Annotated in this window: 9 protein-coding genes; 1 reads left to right on the top strand and 8 read right to left on the bottom strand. The window is 51.2% G+C overall.

The annotated features are described in order from the left end of the window. Window positions 1-40 precede the first annotated feature (40 nt). From ACZMIG_RS03915 to ACZMIG_RS03880, 8 genes are all read right to left on the bottom strand, one after another. Entirely contained in the window at window positions 41-1,282 is a 1,242-nt protein-coding gene (locus ACZMIG_RS03915; protein ID WP_487889092.1) for a leucine-rich repeat domain-containing protein, read from the bottom strand. Between the two features lie 5 nt (window positions 1,283-1,287). Continuing rightward, window positions 1,288-1,758: a hypothetical protein gene (locus tag ACZMIG_RS03910; protein ID WP_370798660.1), complete on the bottom strand. Its 471-nt coding sequence runs from the start codon at window positions 1,756-1,758 to the stop codon at window positions 1,288-1,290. A 721-nt stretch (window positions 1,759-2,479) separates the two neighbouring features. Continuing rightward, on the bottom strand, window positions 2,480-3,622 hold the full coding sequence (locus ACZMIG_RS03905) for a CD0519/CD1768 family membrane protein (protein WP_193391580.1): 1,143 nt from the start codon (window positions 3,620-3,622) through the stop codon (window positions 2,480-2,482). A gap of 110 nt (window positions 3,623-3,732) precedes the next feature. Continuing rightward, window positions 3,733-4,758, bottom strand: coding sequence for a porin (locus ACZMIG_RS03900; protein WP_487889091.1), 1,026 nt, complete (start codon window positions 4,756-4,758; stop codon window positions 3,733-3,735). Window positions 4,759-4,941: 183 nt separating this feature from the next. Beyond that, window positions 4,942-7,821 carry a translation initiation factor IF-2 gene (gene infB, locus ACZMIG_RS03895; protein WP_487889090.1) on the bottom strand — a complete coding sequence of 960 codons (2,880 nt, stop codon included), beginning with the start codon at window positions 7,819-7,821 and terminating at the stop codon, window positions 4,942-4,944. 202 nt (window positions 7,822-8,023) lie between these two features. Then, on the bottom strand, window positions 8,024-9,292 hold the full coding sequence (gene nusA / locus ACZMIG_RS03890; RefSeq protein ID WP_021855957.1) for a transcription termination factor NusA: 1,269 nt from the start codon (window positions 9,290-9,292) through the stop codon (window positions 8,024-8,026). Window positions 9,293-9,390: 98 nt separating this feature from the next. Next, a complete protein-coding gene (gene rimP / locus ACZMIG_RS03885; protein WP_021855958.1) occupies window positions 9,391-9,858 on the bottom strand; it encodes a ribosome assembly cofactor RimP in 468 nt (155 codons plus the stop codon). Window positions 9,859-10,737: 879 nt separating this feature from the next. Then, window positions 10,738-12,840, bottom strand: a complete 2,103-nt coding sequence (locus ACZMIG_RS03880) for a pectate lyase family protein (protein ID WP_487889089.1) — start codon at window positions 12,838-12,840, stop codon at window positions 10,738-10,740. Window positions 12,841-13,505: 665 nt separating this feature from the next. On the opposite strand from ACZMIG_RS03880, the gene ACZMIG_RS03875 reads away from it, so the two are divergent. After that, window positions 13,506-16,697, top strand: a complete 3,192-nt coding sequence (locus tag ACZMIG_RS03875) for a SusC/RagA family TonB-linked outer membrane protein (protein ID WP_487889088.1) — start codon at window positions 13,506-13,508, stop codon at window positions 16,695-16,697. Window positions 16,698-16,746: the final 49 nt, after the last annotated feature.

Here is a 16,746-nt window from a genome sequence, read left to right as displayed (position 1 = left end):
ATCACAATTGCCGTATCTGATGGCCGTCTGTGCCGTCGGCCTATTGCTCTGAACTGAACTCATAGACAAACTTGCCGTTGTCGCAGTAGAATCCGTTGGTTGCGGCATTCGCAATGTCGAACTCCTTCCACACCTTGATTTCAGGACTCGTTGTGCAGCGGTTGCAGTAGAACAGCCAGATGTTCTTGCAGTCGCTTATGTCCACCTGCTTAAATTTATTCTCGCTCAGGTTCATGTAGCCCATGTTGGTGCAGCCCTTCACGTTTATCTCTGTCAGGCCGTTGCCCATGGCGTTTACCTCGTTAACGTCGGGATTGCTCGAAAGGTCGAGCCTGCTCAGCTTGGCATACTCGCAATATACGCCCTGCAGCTTGACACACTCAGAGAGATTTACCTCGGTTATGGAAGTGTTGTCGAAGCGCACGCTTGTAAGCAGCGGACAGCCTGAAAGGTCGAGAGTCTTCAGATTGTTCTGTCCGCACTCCAGCCAGTCGAGTTTAGGACAGTTTGTCGGGTCGAACTCTGTCAGTCCGCAGGCGTTGACGTTAAGCAGCTCGAGCGTAGGCTTCACCTTGGTTACGTCTATCGACCTTATGTTGCTGTTGGTGTGTATGGCGAGCGTCTTGAGCGGTGAGTCGGGCAGCACGAGGTTTGAGAGGTTGTTGCACGAAGCCACGAACGACTCGAGCGAGGTGCATCCCGTGAGGTCTATATCCTGAAGCATGTTGGTGTCGCAGATAAGAGTCTTCAGCACGCTGTTGTTGCCCAGTTTGAGAGTTGTCAGGGCGTCGTGCGACAGACTGACTGTCTCAAGCTTGACAAGCTGCGAAAGGTCGAGCGTGGTGCATTTTGAGTTGTTCACAATCTTAAGATATGTAAGGTTCTTAAGCGCCGCAACGTCAAAGTCGGGGAAGGTTACGTTCTCGCTGACAAGGCGCGTAAGCGACGTGAAGTGTTCAATGCCCGTTATGTCGGTTATGTCGGTCAGTCCGGTTATGTCTATCGTGCCGTCGTAAGCGGCAGCCTGGTCGAGCGAATAATATCCGCTGCCGTCGCCCAGGTTCTGGTCTATCCAGTTGCGGAAGGCCTCACACGGAACATACTTCTCGCTCAGAAGGTTGGTCTCGTCATCGGGCTTCTCTCCCTCGAAGACAATCTTCTCTACATCGCTCACTTTATATTTCACGGTTTCGCCGTTCTTCTGGAATACCGTAACTGTCTGTGACATGGCAGGCATGCATACAGCCGCCGTCAACAGGAATGCTGACATTATTCTGTTCATGGTGTTCATCTTAATATTATTTTATATGCGGTTTTACTTGTCTTTACTATAAGGGGCTGTCTGGGCAGCGTGCCGGCATCGATGGTGCAGCTGCCGCCGTTGTCGGCAACGGCACGGGCAACCATCTGTCCGCCATAGGTGTAGACGGCCACGGCCTCGCCGGATGCAAGTCCTTCGACGCTTATTGCCGAAGAGCTGAACGAGAAGCGCACGTCGGGTGCGGTTACTGACTTGACGCCTGAGGCATCGACAAAATCAAAGGTCACTGTAGATGTCAGCGGATATTCCAGCGTGCTTTCGCCTGCCGTAACCACAAGTGCCGTCTCTGAGAACGTAACCGTGGGCTCGCTGTCGAAAGCCAATGTTATACTGTTGCTGCCGTCAGTGATGCGCAGCTCGCGCGGAGCCGCCGAGAGCTTACCTGCCGTGATGCACAGCATCATAAGCGTGATTGTGTAGGTTAATATTCTTCTCATTGCTTTTTTTCACAAAGTTAGCCATACACAAGCATAAATAAAACAAATAAACGATGAACTGGGATTTTAAGACACCGAACTAGGAATATGGGGCATAAGGCACAAAAAGGCATAACATGGTTTAAGCCAAGAGCATTTTTGCCCGGCCGGATTGCTGCTCGTCATCAAGCAGGCAACGACAGAAAACGCATGGACTGGGGCAATATAATTGCGGCAACTATAATAACATTCCTGACGAAAGCTATTGAGGATGAACTATAACGACAGGTAAAAGACGGCAAATAAGGCTGCAATATGTGACCTTTCGCAATGCGAAACGTGGCCTTTTATGATGTAAAAGACGGCATTTTATAATGCGAAAGGCGTGTCTTCAGGCTGAAAGTATAAACAAAGGCTTGTGGTTTATAATAAGTAGAGTCAACCAATAACAGTTATAAAGTATAACCGGAGTCAACTTTTATAATGAAAAAGACCGCCTGAAATCAACCAAACTTAGGAAAGGACAGACTATTAAACGCGCACAAAATTTTTTCTTAAAAACTCATCACTCGTCACAAACAGACATAACCGGCTGTATGTCAACGCCATAGAGCGTGACGAGTTAAAAATCCCACTCGTCACGCGTGATGAGTGGGACTTTCAACTCATCACACCTTATACTGCTGATAATCAGAATGATACATGGAGATGTGACGAGTGACGAGTTTTTATCAAAACTTTTTTATATCAGCATCACGAGCACATAAGTCCAATGCGCCACCATGCCTGCTGCAATGCCGCCGATGGTATGCGACACAATGGCCTTTGACGTCAGCTCGCGATAGCCGAGAGAATCGAGCATGGCTGTATGCGTGCTGAGGTATCCGCTCCAGCACATTCCGATGGCTGTGAACACGGCTATGGCGTTGCCGTCTACCCATCCGGCGCTCATAAAGCCGGGTATAAGGCCGAGCGACGCTCCAACGGCGCCGAGAGCTGTTATGGGGAATGCCACCTGATGCGGGTCGTTGAAGCCGAAAAGCCACGCAAACAGGAAGTCGATCTTGTTGGCGAGCCACGGCAGAAGCTCTACGCCCTGATACGGCGAGCCGTCGTAGCCGTTGGCTCCGGCGCCGAACGTGAGCATCATGACGAGCGTAGATATAATGAGCACGCCGGGAATGATGGCTATGCCGATGTCTACACCGGTGCGGCCGCCGTCGAGAAGCGAGTTGAGCGTGCGCAGGAACAGGCTCTTCTGCTCTTCCTTCTGCTCCTCTTCCTCCACCTCATGCGGGTCGCACACCTGCTCTTCGGCATACTGCGGGTATGCCTTCAGAATCTTGCGCTGCATGAGGCGGGTGGACACGATGCAGCCGACAAAGGCTCCGAAGAGGCCTATCAGAGGCTCGATATAGAAGCCCTGCCCCACCATGAACACCATGACGAGCAGACCCATACCGAAGGCCGTGCCGAAGTTGGTGAGCGAGATAAACTGATATTTCTTGAAATAACTGCTGAAGCGCTTGTCCTGCGACAGCGAGATGATGGCCGGATTGTCCGACAAGAAGGTCATTACGGCTCCGAGCGATGCCACTCCGGGCAGATTGAAAAGCGGACGCATGAGCGGGCGGAGCAGCTTCTCGAGCAGGCTCACCACGCCGAACTCAACAAACAGGCGGCCTATGGCGCCCGTGATGACGCAGATGCCCATGAGATAAAACACGGTGTTGAGCAGAAGGTCGTGGGCGGTCTTCATTATGGTGTTAAGCATATTGGGCACGCCCATGATTGAACCGATGTAACCGAAAAGCGCAAAAATTACGCACAGACAGACTATTCCGCTCGGTATGGCCTGCCAGACTCTCTTTAACATTGTCTTCATCATAGCAGTTATTAAGGTTAAGTTATATCTTTTGTTCTGCAAGGCGTCCGGCTGCATGCCGCTGTGTCAGGACAGCCGGACGACAGTATAACAGTCAGAAAGAACGGTCTTTAGTTGTCGTCTTTCTTCCAGGGATTCTTCAGGCTAAGCAGGTTGACGTTCCACGTAAGGCCTACGCTCATATAGTCGCGTCCGGGCTTCATGGTTCCTTCGGGATTGCCGTTGGTGCCGAACGTATGGGCATACATGGCGTGCAGGCGGATGTTGTCGCGCGGATAAAACTCAACGCCGCCGCCAACTGATGTAAGCTCCGTGCCGTCGTACACCGAATAGTCGGCATCCTTGCCCGTATGGTTTACATCGTAAGTAACCTTGCCGAGCAGATTAAGCTTCTCTATCGGGCGATAGGCCAGCTCTGCCATTATAGAGCAGTCTTTAAACAGGAACGTGTGCCCCGACGAGGCGCGGTTCATGAAATCGGCCTCGATGCACAGCTTGCCGAGCGTGAGCTTATGGCCGAGAGCAAGATAGCTGATATACTTGCCGGGCATATATTCAACAAGGTTGGCCGAATACATCGTGCCCAGGCAGCCGTGGTTGCCTATCCACATAAGGTTATACGAATACATGTCGGGGGCATTGGAGCGGTAGATGCTCTGGCTGCACTGCGCTATAAACTTGCTGTGCCTGCCTGGCGTGGTGTAGCTGACAGTGGCCGCGAGCTGGAAGGGCGATATGTTGTTCCAGTATTCAGATGCTGCGTAGACGTCCACGGGGTTCTTGTCATACTCATATCCGCCCACTGCCACGACATCCTTACCTGCCGAGAACTCCCACTGGCCGTCGGGAGTATATACTACGCGAGCCCAGTCAGTAGCATCAAAGAAACTCATGTCTGAATGACCCACGTTAAGACGCTGGCGATAGGCATAAGAGAAATGCTCGTCTATCTTTCCGTCTATGGCAAACATAAGATATTTTCCCTTAAAGCCGGAGTTGTCGTGTATGGCCTCACCGTTGATGTATTCTCTCTGGTAGTCGACCCTTGTAAGCATCTTCAGCCTCAGTATTTCGTCCTGCGCATTGGCGGTCAGGACACACGCACCGAACAAAGCGGCACCGATAAGCTTTTTCATTTATTATATCAGAATTTAGGTTAATCGCATTAAACGAGTGCAAATATAGTATAAATAGTGTATGGCGCAAAATAATAGTGAATTAAATATGAATAAAATTTCACGGCACAAAAAAGCGCCGCCCCTTAAAAGGAACGGCGCATAATGAAGAATCTATTTGTGAAAGAAAAATCACTCGTTATGTTATAGCTTCTGCTTAACCTCAATCTCCATGAAGGTCTCGAGGATATCGCCCACCTGAATGTCGTTGAAGTTGACCAGACTGATACCGCACTCGAAGTTGACGCCAACCTCCTTGACGTCGTCCTTGAAGCGCTTCAGGGCATTGATTTCGCCGGTATGAACCACGATACCGTCGCGCACGACGCGCGCCTTGTCGGTGCGGTGAACCTTGCCTTCGGTAACATAAGCTCCGGCAACGGTTCCGACCTTAGAGATGTGGTAAACCTCACGAACCTCAACCTGACCGGTAACAACCTCCTTCTTGACCTTCTCGAGCATACCCTCCATAGCCGACTTGACGTCTTCTATGGCATCATAGATAACCGAATAGGTGTTGATTTCAACGCCTTCCTGGTCGGCAAGCTTGCGGGCTGCTGCCGAAGGACGAACCTGGAAGCCCACGATGAGGGCGTCAGAAGCATCGGCAAGCGTAACGTCGCTCTCTGAAATCTGACCTACGGCCTTGTAGATTACGTCCACCTTGATCTTCTCTGTTGAGAGCTTGATGAACGAGTCGCTAAGAGCCTCGATACTACCGTCGGTGTCACCCTTGACGATGATGTTAAGCTCCTTGAACGAACCGAGGGCAATGCGGTGGCTGATGTCGCTGAGGGTGAGTCGCTTCTGTGTGCGCAAGCCCTGCTCGCGCTGCAGCTGCAGACGCTTGTTGGCTATCTCGCGTGCCTCCTGCTCGGTCTCAAGCACATGGAAGGTGTCGCCGGCTGTAGGCGCTCCGTTAAGACCGAGAATGATGGCCGGCTCTGCGGGAGATGCCTTCTCGATGCGCTGGTTACGCTCGTTGAACATGGCCTTGATGCGGCCGTAGCTTGTTCCGGCTATCACGTTGTCGCCTACACGCAGTGTTCCGTTGCTTACAAGCACCGTAGACACATATCCGCGGCCCTTGTCGAGCGACGACTCGATGATGCTGCCCGTAGCCTTGCGGTTAGGATTGGCCTTGAGGTCGAGCATCTCTGCCTCGAGAAGCACCTTCTCCAGAAGGTCGTCAACGCCGATGCCCTTCTTGGCACTTATCTCCTGACACTGGTACTTACCGCCCCACTCCTCTACGAGCAGGTTCATGTTGGCCAGGTCTTCGCGTATCTTGTCCGGGTTGGCTCCCGGCTTGTCTATCTTGTTTATGGCAAACACCATCGGAACGTTGGCTGCCTGGGCGTGAGCGATGGCCTCGCGTGTGGTAGGCATGACGCTGTCGTCGGCAGATATGATGATGATGGCGATGTCGGTTACCTGAGCTCCGCGGGCACGCATGGCGGTGAAGGCCTCGTGTCCCGGGGTGTCGAGGAAGGTTATCTTGCGGCCGTCGGCAAGCGTAACGTTATACGCTCCGATGTGCTGCGTGATGCCTCCTGCCTCACCGGCAATCACGTTGGTGTTGCGTATGTGGTCGAGGAGCGATGTCTTACCGTGGTCTACGTGTCCCATCACTGTTACGATAGGAGCGCGCGGCACGAGATCGTTCTCGTCGTCCTCCTCCTCGGTTATGGCTTCAGAAACTTCCGCACTTACATACTCTGTCTTGAAACCGAACTCGTCGGCAACAAGGTTGATGGTCTCGGCGTCGAGTCGCTGGTTGATAGAAACCATGATGCCTACGCTCATACATGTACCGATTACCTGGTTTACAGATACGTTCATCATGCTCGCAAGCTCGCTCACGGTTACAAACTCCGTAAGCTTCAGCGTCTTGCTCTCTGCCTTTGCCTCGGCGCGCTGCTCCTTCAGATGCTCCTGAGCGGCCTCGCGCTTTTCCTTGCGGTACTTGGCACCCTTCTTGTTCTGGCCCTTGCTGGTGAGTCGTGCCAGAGTTTCCTTTACCTGACGTGCAACGTCTTCCTCGTTAACCTCGAGCGGCTTGTGGTTGCGCTTGCGGTTCTTCTTCTTGGCGTTGCCCTTGTCTGCGTGGCTGTCGCCACCGCCGTTGTTGTTCTGCTTAACGGCCTGGTCTATGTTTACGCGCTCCTTTGTTATGCGCGAACGTTTCTTCTTTCCGTCGGGATGAGCCTGCATGGCCTTCTCCTCGCGCTCCTTGCGGCGCTCCTCCTTGGTCTTCTTCTTCGGACGGGTGCTCTGGTTGAGCGAGTCGAGGTCAATTTTTCCGAGCACGTTCACCTTCGGTGCGAGCTTCTTCTCGCTCTTCAGTGTGAAGATTTTGCTCTCTTCCTTTACGGGTTCCGGCTCTGCCGGCTTTTCGGGTGCTGCCGGCTGCTGTGCCTGCGGCTCTGCGGCCTTGGCCTCGGGTTTTGCTTCGGGCTGAACCTTTTCAGGCTCAGTCTTCTTCTCTTCGACAACAGCTGTAGTATTGCCTGCGGGCTGTGCTGGCTCTGCCGGCTTCTTTTCAGCCGCCGCAACCGGCTGTTCGGGCTTAGGCTCCTGGCTCTTGGCCTGCGCCGTAGCGGCAGCAGACTCTTTCACCTCGGGCTTAGGCTGTTCTGCAACGGCAGCCTCCTGTGGCTTTTCGGCCGGCGCCGCCGGTTTGGCGGCAGGCTTCTTGCCCAGGCTGTCGAGGTCAATCTTTCCAAGGGGTGTATATTTCTGCGGCTTTACGCTTCTCACAGCGTTGTCCGCCCGGCGCTCCTTGTTGCCGTCCGACTGGCGTTTCTTCTCCTTCGGATGCTTGAGCAACAGCTTCTCGGCCTGGCTTCTCACCTCCTTGTCCGACTTGAAAGCCTCAACAAGTGCGTTATACTGACTGTCGCTGAGCTTGAAGCTCAGTTCTTCCTTGACCTCTCCAAGGTCACTTCTTTTTCTCAGGAACTCAACTGCGGTCTGGAGTCCTATATTCAATTCTCGTATTGCTTTATTTAATCTTATGCTCATTTTCTTAATTAAGTAATTGGCTGTTGCCGAAATTTGTTTAATAATTCATAATTCGTAAAATATCACCAGTGTGTATAATTCATAATTGGCATCTGTGCCCGGCGGACGCCACTGGCGCCCGTCCGGCGGCCAAAGCCTCATAATGCCAACCCAAAAGCCCGGAGGCCTGATTATGAATTATGCATTATGAACTATGAATTACTTAATTTCCTTCAAACTCGGCTCTGAGTATCTTCAGCACGTTGTCAACGGTCTCTTCCTCGAGGTCGGCTTTCTCTACGAGCATGTCGCGCGGAGCGTTGAGCACAGCCTTGGCGGTGTCGAGACCAATGCCCTTGATAGAGTCGATAATCCACTGGTCGATCTCGTCAGAGAACTCGTCGAGATAGATGTCCTCGTCTACCTCGCTCTCGTCGAGCTCGCGGAATACGTCGATAGTATATTCGGTAAGCATGCTGGCAAGCTTGATGTTCATACCGCCGCGGCCGATGGCCAGAGACACCTCTTCGGGACGGAGATAAACCTCTGCTTTCTTGTTCTCCTCGTCAACGTTGATGCTCGAAATCTTTGCCGGACTGAGCGCACGCTGGATGAAGAGCTTGATGTTTGCGGTGTAGTTAACAACGTCGATGTTCTCGTTGCACAGCTCGCGTACGATGCCGTGAACGCGGCTACCCTTAACACCTACGCAGGCTCCAACCGGGTCTATACGGTCGTCGTAGCTTTCAACGGCTATCTTGGCGCGCTCTCCCGGCATGCGGGCAATGCGCTTTATGGTAATGAGTCCGTCGGCTATTTCGGGCACCTCAGCCTCGAGCAGGCGCTCAAGGAACATGTTGCTTGTGCGCGAAAGTATGATCTTCGGGTTGTTGTTCTCGTTGTTCACCTCCTTGATCACGGCGCGCACGGTCTCGCCCTTGCGGTAAACGTCGTGAGGTATCTGCTCCGACTTGGGCAGGATGAGCTCGTTGTTCTCGTCGTCAACGAGCAGCACTTCGCGCTTCCACACCTGATATACCTCGCCGGCGATAACCTGGCCCACGCGGTCTTTATACTTGTTGTAGAGGCTGTCGTGTTCAAGTTCGAGCACCTTTGATGCCAGTGTCTGGCGGAGGTTAAGGATGGCGCGGCGGCCAAACTTGCTGAAGTCAACCTTCTCGCTCACTTCCTCGCCCACCTCATAGTCGGGCTCAATCTTTATTGCGTCGCTGAGGGCTATCTCCTTGTTCTGGTCTTTCACCTCGCCGTCGGCCACAACAATACGGTTGCGGTAAATCTCGAAGTCGCCTTTATCGGGGTTGACAATAACGTCAAAGTTCTCGTCGCTGCCAAAAATCTTCGCGATAACGTTGCGGAAACTCTCTTCCAGCACACTCATCAGAGTGGTACGGTCGATATTCTTGGTATCTTTAAACTCTTTGAAGGTGTCAACCATGCTCACGGTTTCTTCCTCTTTCTTTCTTGCTACCATAGCTGTCTGTATATTTTTATTTTATTATTATCTTCTGTCAGGGCGGCAGTGCCGCCTTAGGCTCATGCACATATCGGCGCCACGGGGGCGCGCTGCTCCTACTTGAAGCTTATGAGATACTTGGTGTACTTAACGCTGTCCATGCTGAAATCGTGGTCTACGTCTGTCAGCACGGGGCGCTTTGAGCCTTCCTTCTTAACCTTCTCTCTCACCGTTACGGTAAAGTTGCGCCCGTCAACGGCCTTGAGCACGCCGCGGAACTTCTTGCCGTCGGCGTCGAGAACCTCAACTTCCTTTCCGACAAAGTTGACATACTGCTGCGGCACCTTGAAGGGCTGTCCCAGCCCGGCGCTGCCCACCTCGAGCTCATAGTCTTCTTCATCACGGCTCAAATGGTCCTCAATGAAGCGGCTGAGCTGCACACAGTCTTCAATCCACACACCGTCGGCATGGTCAATTTCAACTACAATCTTGTCGTCTTGGCTGATTTCGATGTCTACCAGGAAATACTCCTTGTCCTTAAGCCACTCGTCAACTAAATTTTTTACTACGTTTTTGTCTATCATAAACGGGTATTTAAAATAAAATGAGGGACTTCGTAAAGCCCCTCATTCCACTGAACGCTGCAAAATTAACAATAAAATCGCAGGTTAGCAAATATTTTGCGGTTTTTATGCAGTTTGTAATACAATATTTATAGAGAAAGCGACTTTATGGCAACTTTCGGCCTCTCTTACCTACGGCATAAGCATGCCGGCGGATAAGCACGGGCGACCATGAAACGGGGGCGGCAAAGACGGCTACACGGCACGCCCTAAGCAAGCCACAAGGCGCAGCCGGCCGACCTTCGAAAAGGCTGCATCATGAGCATGCAGAGCAATGCGGTGAAGAGCCGCAAGGACAGGGACGGAAACAGGGACGGATGCAAGTAAAATATCGTTAATTATGTTAATTAAGAATAGTTAAAACGAGAATATTGCAAGAGCGGCAAGCGTTTGACAGAGAAAAGCGTAAAAACCGGCATTTCTATATCACACTGTATGTCAAGCTGTTACATTCAACCGGCAATTCAACGACAGCAAAACGGCTGCCAAAACAAGGCTTTTCGGCTTACAAAAGGACATGTTTCGGGGCATAAAAGGCCATGTTCTGCGATGCAAAACGATACCTTTTGCAACATGAAAGGCCGCAAACGGCGATGAAGAAGGCATGAAAACGGACGGAAAGAGCCGAAAAACGGGGTAAAAGGTTAAAAACATTAACACTCCGTCTCTATTTTAAGCCGAGACGAAGTGTTAACAAAATTTGCTAGAATGTTAAAAACATGGTTTCACAATCCATGTCATGATGTTTGGCATAGCCGTTGCTCCGACCGCCCCGCGCCCTGCCCCGGCGGGACCGAGATGCGAAACAGAGAGCCACGGCACTGCTGCCGCTGCATGCAGTTATCTGCCTGATATAACCACCTTGCGGTTGTTAATGATGTATATGCCCTTGCCGAGCCTGCCGATGTCGCTGCCGAGATAGCGGCCGTCGAGCGAGTAGATGCGCACTTGCTGCTGTGCCGTGGCCTCTATGTCCTCGATGCCCGACGAGCCTGACGACGGCGCTATGTCGATATAGTCGGTGCGGCAGCGCATGTTGCCGTTGGTGTAGAACTCGAGCCTAAGCTCATCGCCGGCATCGAGAGGCACGTTTCTTGTAACGCGTGTGGACATCTTGTTGTTGTTGGCCTTTGCCGTCCACTGGTCTTTCAGCTCCTCGCCAACGTACAGGCCAAACCATCCCTGCCCCGAGGCCTCGTCGAAGTAGGCCGTAGTGATGTCGTATTCGGCAGCCTCGCCGGCCCACACAAAGCTCATGTAGCCGGGACCCTGGTCGCCCACGTTGCACGAGTCGTTAGAGGCAAGTATCCATGAAGGCTGGTTGTCGAGCTCAGGGAAGCACAGCGCTCCCCTTACGGCATGCTCCACCTCGTTGCGCCCTTCATGTGCATGGCTTATGTCCGATGTAAAGCTCCACACGTCGCCCGTAGCCACAGAGCCGTCGGCGGCGGTGGCATCGACGCGCCAATAATATGTCTGACCGTAGCGCAGACTGCCGGGCTGCCATTCCTCCGTCTCGACATAATTGGCCTCGGCGTCGTCAAGACTGCTGTCGGTGCCCATATACACGGTGTAGCCCTCAGCATCGAAGCCTTCGCGCCAGCGCAGGCTCAGCGGCACGCAGGGCGACGTAGATCCGTCAACCTCGCGCAGCGAAGCGTGCTGCTCGCCGTCAAAGGGCGTGGGATATGTGGCCTCGGCCGGTGCAGTGGTGAAGCGGAACACGCCCGAGGTCTTGCCCGAATATTCTCCGCCGTCTACCGTAACCTGCCAATAGTATGTCGTGGCAGGCTGCAGCTCGAGCGCCGCAGGGTCGCACTGCTGGAGCGCATCGGGCGAAGTGCCCACCTTATATATATAACCCGTGGCGCCCTCTATGTCGCCGCAGGCTATCTGCGTGCCTCTGACAACGCCTATTGCGCCGTCGCCCGGAAAGGGAATGATGTCGCTCTCTATGCCGTCCACGCAGCCCATCTGAGCCACCAGGCCCGGAACGCTCTGCGCATCGTCCATCGCGAAGTCATACTGATAGTAGCGGCTCACGTCGAATCCGCTGCTGTTGCCCTCGCCCCTGCTGCCTTCAAATACGTTGCCCTCGCTCTTCAGGAATCCCCAGTAGGCGTCGTCCTCGCTCGTGGCGTACATCTGGCTGAACGGCGTCTTCACGTCCTTGAAATAGCAGTTCTCCACATTCACCACGGCACGCGCAAACATGCCTATGGCATAAGACGTGTTGCGCTCGTTATAGTCGTTGAAGATGTGGCCCAGGCCGTAGCCTATGCGCGGGTTGCGCTGCGTGCAGTTGACGAATGCGTTGTGATGATACGTTACGCGCTGTCGGCCGTAGTCGGCAATGTTACGCGTGCCCGAGCTGCATATAGACGACTTGTCGTGGTCGTGAAACTTACACCACGACACCGTCAGATAGCTCGAGCCGTAGGTAAAGTCGAGCAGGCCGTCGTTGGCGTCGTTCTCCTCCTTCTGGCTCGAAAGGTCGCAGTGGTCAATCCACACGTGGTGGCTGTTTCTGAAGGCTATGGCATCAGGGTCTGCCTTCGATATCTTCAGGTTGCGTATAATGATGTTCTGCCGGTCCTTGATGTCAAGTCCCAGACTGTCGAGCCTTGCGCCGCTGCCTCCACCAATGATGGTCTTGTTGCTTGCCACCGACACCACGTCGTGCTTCTGCTTAGGGTCGGTGCTGTAGTCGTAAAAGCCCTTCAGGTCGGCATCCAGTATTATTATATAAGGTTCCTCTGCCCCGGCATACTTCTCAAAGTCGGCGCGGTTAGTTACATGCACAATCTTTCCGCCGGCACCTCCGGTGGTTCCGCGCAGTCCGAGGTCGGCATAGTTGGCAAAGCCCACAAGCCCGTGCTGAGCCATGACGCATGCGGGAGCGCCCGCAACAGCAAATAAAAGTGAAAGTAAAAGTTTTCTCATCGTTTGTTTTTCTTTATAATTATTAAGGTAAAGCGTTTCGCAAGACTTGATTAAAATCAAGAGCAAATATAACCATTTATCGCCTAACACCCTGCCAAGATATCAAAATGCTATACACAAAAATCATTTTACAAATGAAATAAGGCCTCATCAGCTACAAAATGTAACTAAACGTCGGCATCACGTCAACAAGTCATTTAACATATAAAACAAGCAAAACATACATATATATATTAAAATTGTAAGTCAATATTTTTTAAGAATTCACAACACACTACGCTAAAATTTGAGTAAAAAACTTTCTTTTTTGATACAAGCAAGTCTTTTTTATAATATTTTGTAGATAAGAATAAAAAAACTTCTATATTTGCAACGAATAAAATAACCTGCCATAAGGAAAAACATAAGCCTTTATAAACGGTTAAAAAGCTGATTGCTGTAAGAAAACATTTTACCTTGACAAGTTCTTGAAAACTTTACATACATGACGTGATTTTAAGATTGACGTCCTTTGTCCGAGACCTATTAAAACTACAATAAATAAAACACCAGAAACAAGCGATGACATATTCTGACACGTTAATCGTGCGTGTCACGAAAGTCGGCGTTTAGTTATATCTTTATCACTAATGTTTAACAACAGAATTAAAAATTTGGAAAAAAACATGAAGCATTATTCAGGCAAAGCCTTGACAAAAACTTCTGTCATTTTCAGTCTTTCTGCCCTACTGTGCATACCCGCCTGCGGTTATGCAGAGAATGCAGAGGCTAAGGAAATGGCGGTACAGGTAGTTCAGCAGAGCCGCACGGTAAAAGGTATTATCACTGATGAGACCGGAGAGCCGATGATCGGAGTTACTGTCAGAGTGAAAGGCAGCAAGACTGCAGCTGTAACGGACATGGACGGTAAGTTCTCTATTGCCGCCGGTGCCGGCGACCAGCTTGAAGTGTCATACATTGGCTATGCAACACAGACTGTCAGCGCCAGCAACACTCAGCTGAACATACAGATGAAGCCAGATTCTGCAACCGAACTCGACGACGTTGTTGTGATAGGTTACGGTACGATGAAAAGACGCGACCTTACTGGTGCGGTAACTTCTGTCAAAGCCGAAGACATAACAATGACACCTGCATCTAACCCGATTGAGGCACTGCAGGGTAAGGTTGCCGGACTCGACATTACAAAGTCGAGCGGACAGGCCGGTGCATCTATAAGCATGCAGCTGCGCGGTACACGCTCGTTCACTGCCAGCGGCGACCCGACAGTCATCATCGACGGTATGCCCGGAAACCTCAGCACAATCAATGCCAACGACATTGAAAGCATCGAGGTTCTCAAGGATGCTTCATCTACTGCTGTATACGGTTCTGCAGGTGCCAACGGTGTAATCATCGTCACCACAAAGAGCGGAAAGGAAGGCAAGGCAAAAGTTAACTTCAACGCATACGTAGGTATAAACGGATGGTCTGAAGTGCCCGAAGTTTACGACGGACCTGGCTACTTCAACATGCGCAAGCAGGCTCAGATAGAATCAGGCGGATATATCGACGACGCCAGCGTACTGGGCAACACTAACGCATGGGAGGCTTATCAGAAAGGACAATATATCGACTGGGCCGACGCTCTGCTCAAGACAGGAGTAATACAGAACTACTCTGTATCTGTAAGCGGTGGAACAGAAAAGACAAAAGCTTACATGTCGCTCAACTTCACAGACGAGCAGGGACAGTATGATAACGACGACTACAAGGTTTACTCTACAAACATACGTGTTGACCACGAGCTGAAAAAGTGGCTCTCTATCGGTGTCAACATGCAGGGCAGCTACGTATACAAGAACTCTGCATATGCAAAGCTCGACAGAGCGCTGCAGGCCAACCCGATAGGTTCATTGTACGATGAAAACGGTAACGCCAACGTTGAGACAATACCGGGCAGCGGCGCCATAAGCCTCCTGGTAAACAACAAGAGCAACTACCGCAACAACAACCAGGTTTCACGTATATACATCAACCCGTACATCCGCATCAATCCGCTGAAGGGTCTTACATTCGAGAGCCGCCTCAACGCTTCGCTCACGTTCAACAAGACCAACAAGTTTGACGGTATCGGCTCTTACAGCTACTACTTCAACAACGGTGCAGGAGCAACAGGAACTAACTCTGGCGTTTATGCTTCGGTTGAACAGACAAACGGATACAACTACAAGTGGGAGAATATTCTTACTTATAACTTCCAGATCAACAAGGACCACGACTTCACTCTGACCGGAGTAACCTCTTGGAACCACAACCGCCAGGAGTACACTTACTCTTATGCCGACAACTTCACCACAAACACATACTTGTGGCATAACCTCGGAGCCGGACAGAACCAGAAAGTAAACTCTACCTACACCATGTCAAAGGGCATGGGTCTTGTTGGCCGTATCAACTATTCTTACAAAGGCAAATATCTCGCATCAGCATCAGTAAGATACGACGGTTCTTCACGTCTGGCTGAAGGCAACCAGTGGGATGTATTCCCCGCATTCTCTCTCGGATGGCGAATCTCTGAAGAGAAATTCATGGAGAGCACACGCAGCTGGCTCGACAACTTGAAGATCAGAGCCGGTTATGGTGTCACAGGTACTGCTGCCATCGACGAATATTCAAGTCTGTCTGTGCTTGAGCAGGGATACTACGGACTCGGCGGAACAAAGCTGCCGGCATATCATTTCAGCCAGAACGTAGCCAACCTTAACCTGGGATGGGAGAAATCAAAGAACACCAACATCGGTCTTGATGCAAGCTTCCTGAACGGACGCATCGACATGGCGCTCGACTACTATTTCACAAAGACAGAAGATGTTATCTGGCAGAAAGCACTGCCTATTACCAACGGAGGATACCACTCTTCTGAATATTACATGACAAACATGAACATCTGTGAAACTGAGACATCAGGTCTTGAACTTGCGCTTAACACACGCAACATCGTCACCAAGGACTTCACATGGACCTCAAACCTCACATTCACATGGAACAAGGAAAAGATTACAAGACTGGCAACTCCCGATGCTGAATATGTAACCAACGGCGACAACGGTCTAGTACTGATGAAGGGCGAAGCCGTAAACTCTTGGTATCACTATAAACTCAACGGTGTATGGAAGACTTCTGAGGCTGCCGATGCTGCCGTATTCGGAGCTAAGCCCGGCGACCTCAAGATCGACGTGCCTGGAATGATTCACAACGGCGAAGGTTCTTATTCTAAGTGGGTTGAGCGCGAGAACTCTGAAACAGGCGAAATAGAGCGCGTGCTCGAAACATATACAGCCGAAAATCCGTATGTCATCAGCAGCAACGACTATCAGGTGCTCGGACATAAGAATCCGGACTGGACAATGGGATTCAAAAATACATTCACATACAAGAACTTCGACTTGAGCATCTATCTCTACTGGCGTTGGGGTCAGACCATCAAGTACGACATGCTCGGCAACTACGATCCGACAGGTGCAAAGAACTTCCCGACTTACTTTGACTATTGGACACAGGAGACAGGTGATCAGGATCACTACTTCCCTGCACTCAACTCTTCACGTGACATCACTACCTACACAGGATATTATGCTCTCTCATATGTTGACGGTTCTTTCTTCAAGATCAAGAACATCACACTCGGCTACACACTGCCACAGAAGTGGGCTAAGTCTGTCGGCATAGAGAACTTCCGCGTTTACGCCACTATTACCAACCCGCTCGTTATACAGAAGAGCGACCTGCTGAAGAACTACGATCCTGAAATGGACGGTGGCATAGACTATCCGCTGACAAAACAGTTTGTGTTCGGTGTGAACCTTACTTTCTAAAAGCATTAAGCACTCATACACTATTAAATGTTGTTATAACTAAAAATGA

The organism is Xylanibacter sp., from assembly GCF_057607445.1.
The sequence above is the reverse complement of the archived record's forward strand: the minus strand, read 5'-3'. Positions and strand labels throughout refer to the sequence as shown.

What these genes read in the sequence shown, in the direction of transcription:
- ACZMIG_RS03915 (WP_487889092.1), bottom strand. Translation starts at nt 1,282, where the DNA reads ATGAACAGAATAATGTCAGCATTCCTGTTGACGGCGGCTGTATGCATG.
- ACZMIG_RS03910 (WP_370798660.1), bottom strand. Translation starts at nt 1,758, where the DNA reads ATGAGAAGAATATTAACCTACACAATCACGCTTATGATGCTGTGCATC.
- ACZMIG_RS03905 (WP_193391580.1), bottom strand. Translation starts at nt 3,622, where the DNA reads ATGAAGACAATGTTAAAGAGAGTCTGGCAGGCCATACCGAGCGGAATA.
- ACZMIG_RS03900 (WP_487889091.1), bottom strand. Translation starts at nt 4,758, where the DNA reads ATGAAAAAGCTTATCGGTGCCGCTTTGTTCGGTGCGTGTGTCCTGACC.
- infB (WP_487889090.1), bottom strand. Translation starts at nt 7,821, where the DNA reads ATGAGCATAAGATTAAATAAAGCAATACGAGAATTGAATATAGGACTC.
- nusA (WP_021855957.1), bottom strand. Translation starts at nt 9,292, where the DNA reads ATGGTAGCAAGAAAGAAAGAGGAAGAAACCGTGAGCATGGTTGACACC.
- rimP (WP_021855958.1), bottom strand. Translation starts at nt 9,858, where the DNA reads ATGATAGACAAAAACGTAGTAAAAAATTTAGTTGACGAGTGGCTTAAG.
- ACZMIG_RS03880 (WP_487889089.1), bottom strand. Translation starts at nt 12,840, where the DNA reads ATGAGAAAACTTTTACTTTCACTTTTATTTGCTGTTGCGGGCGCTCCC.
- ACZMIG_RS03875 (WP_487889088.1), top strand. Translation starts at nt 13,506, where the DNA reads ATGAAGCATTATTCAGGCAAAGCCTTGACAAAAACTTCTGTCATTTTC.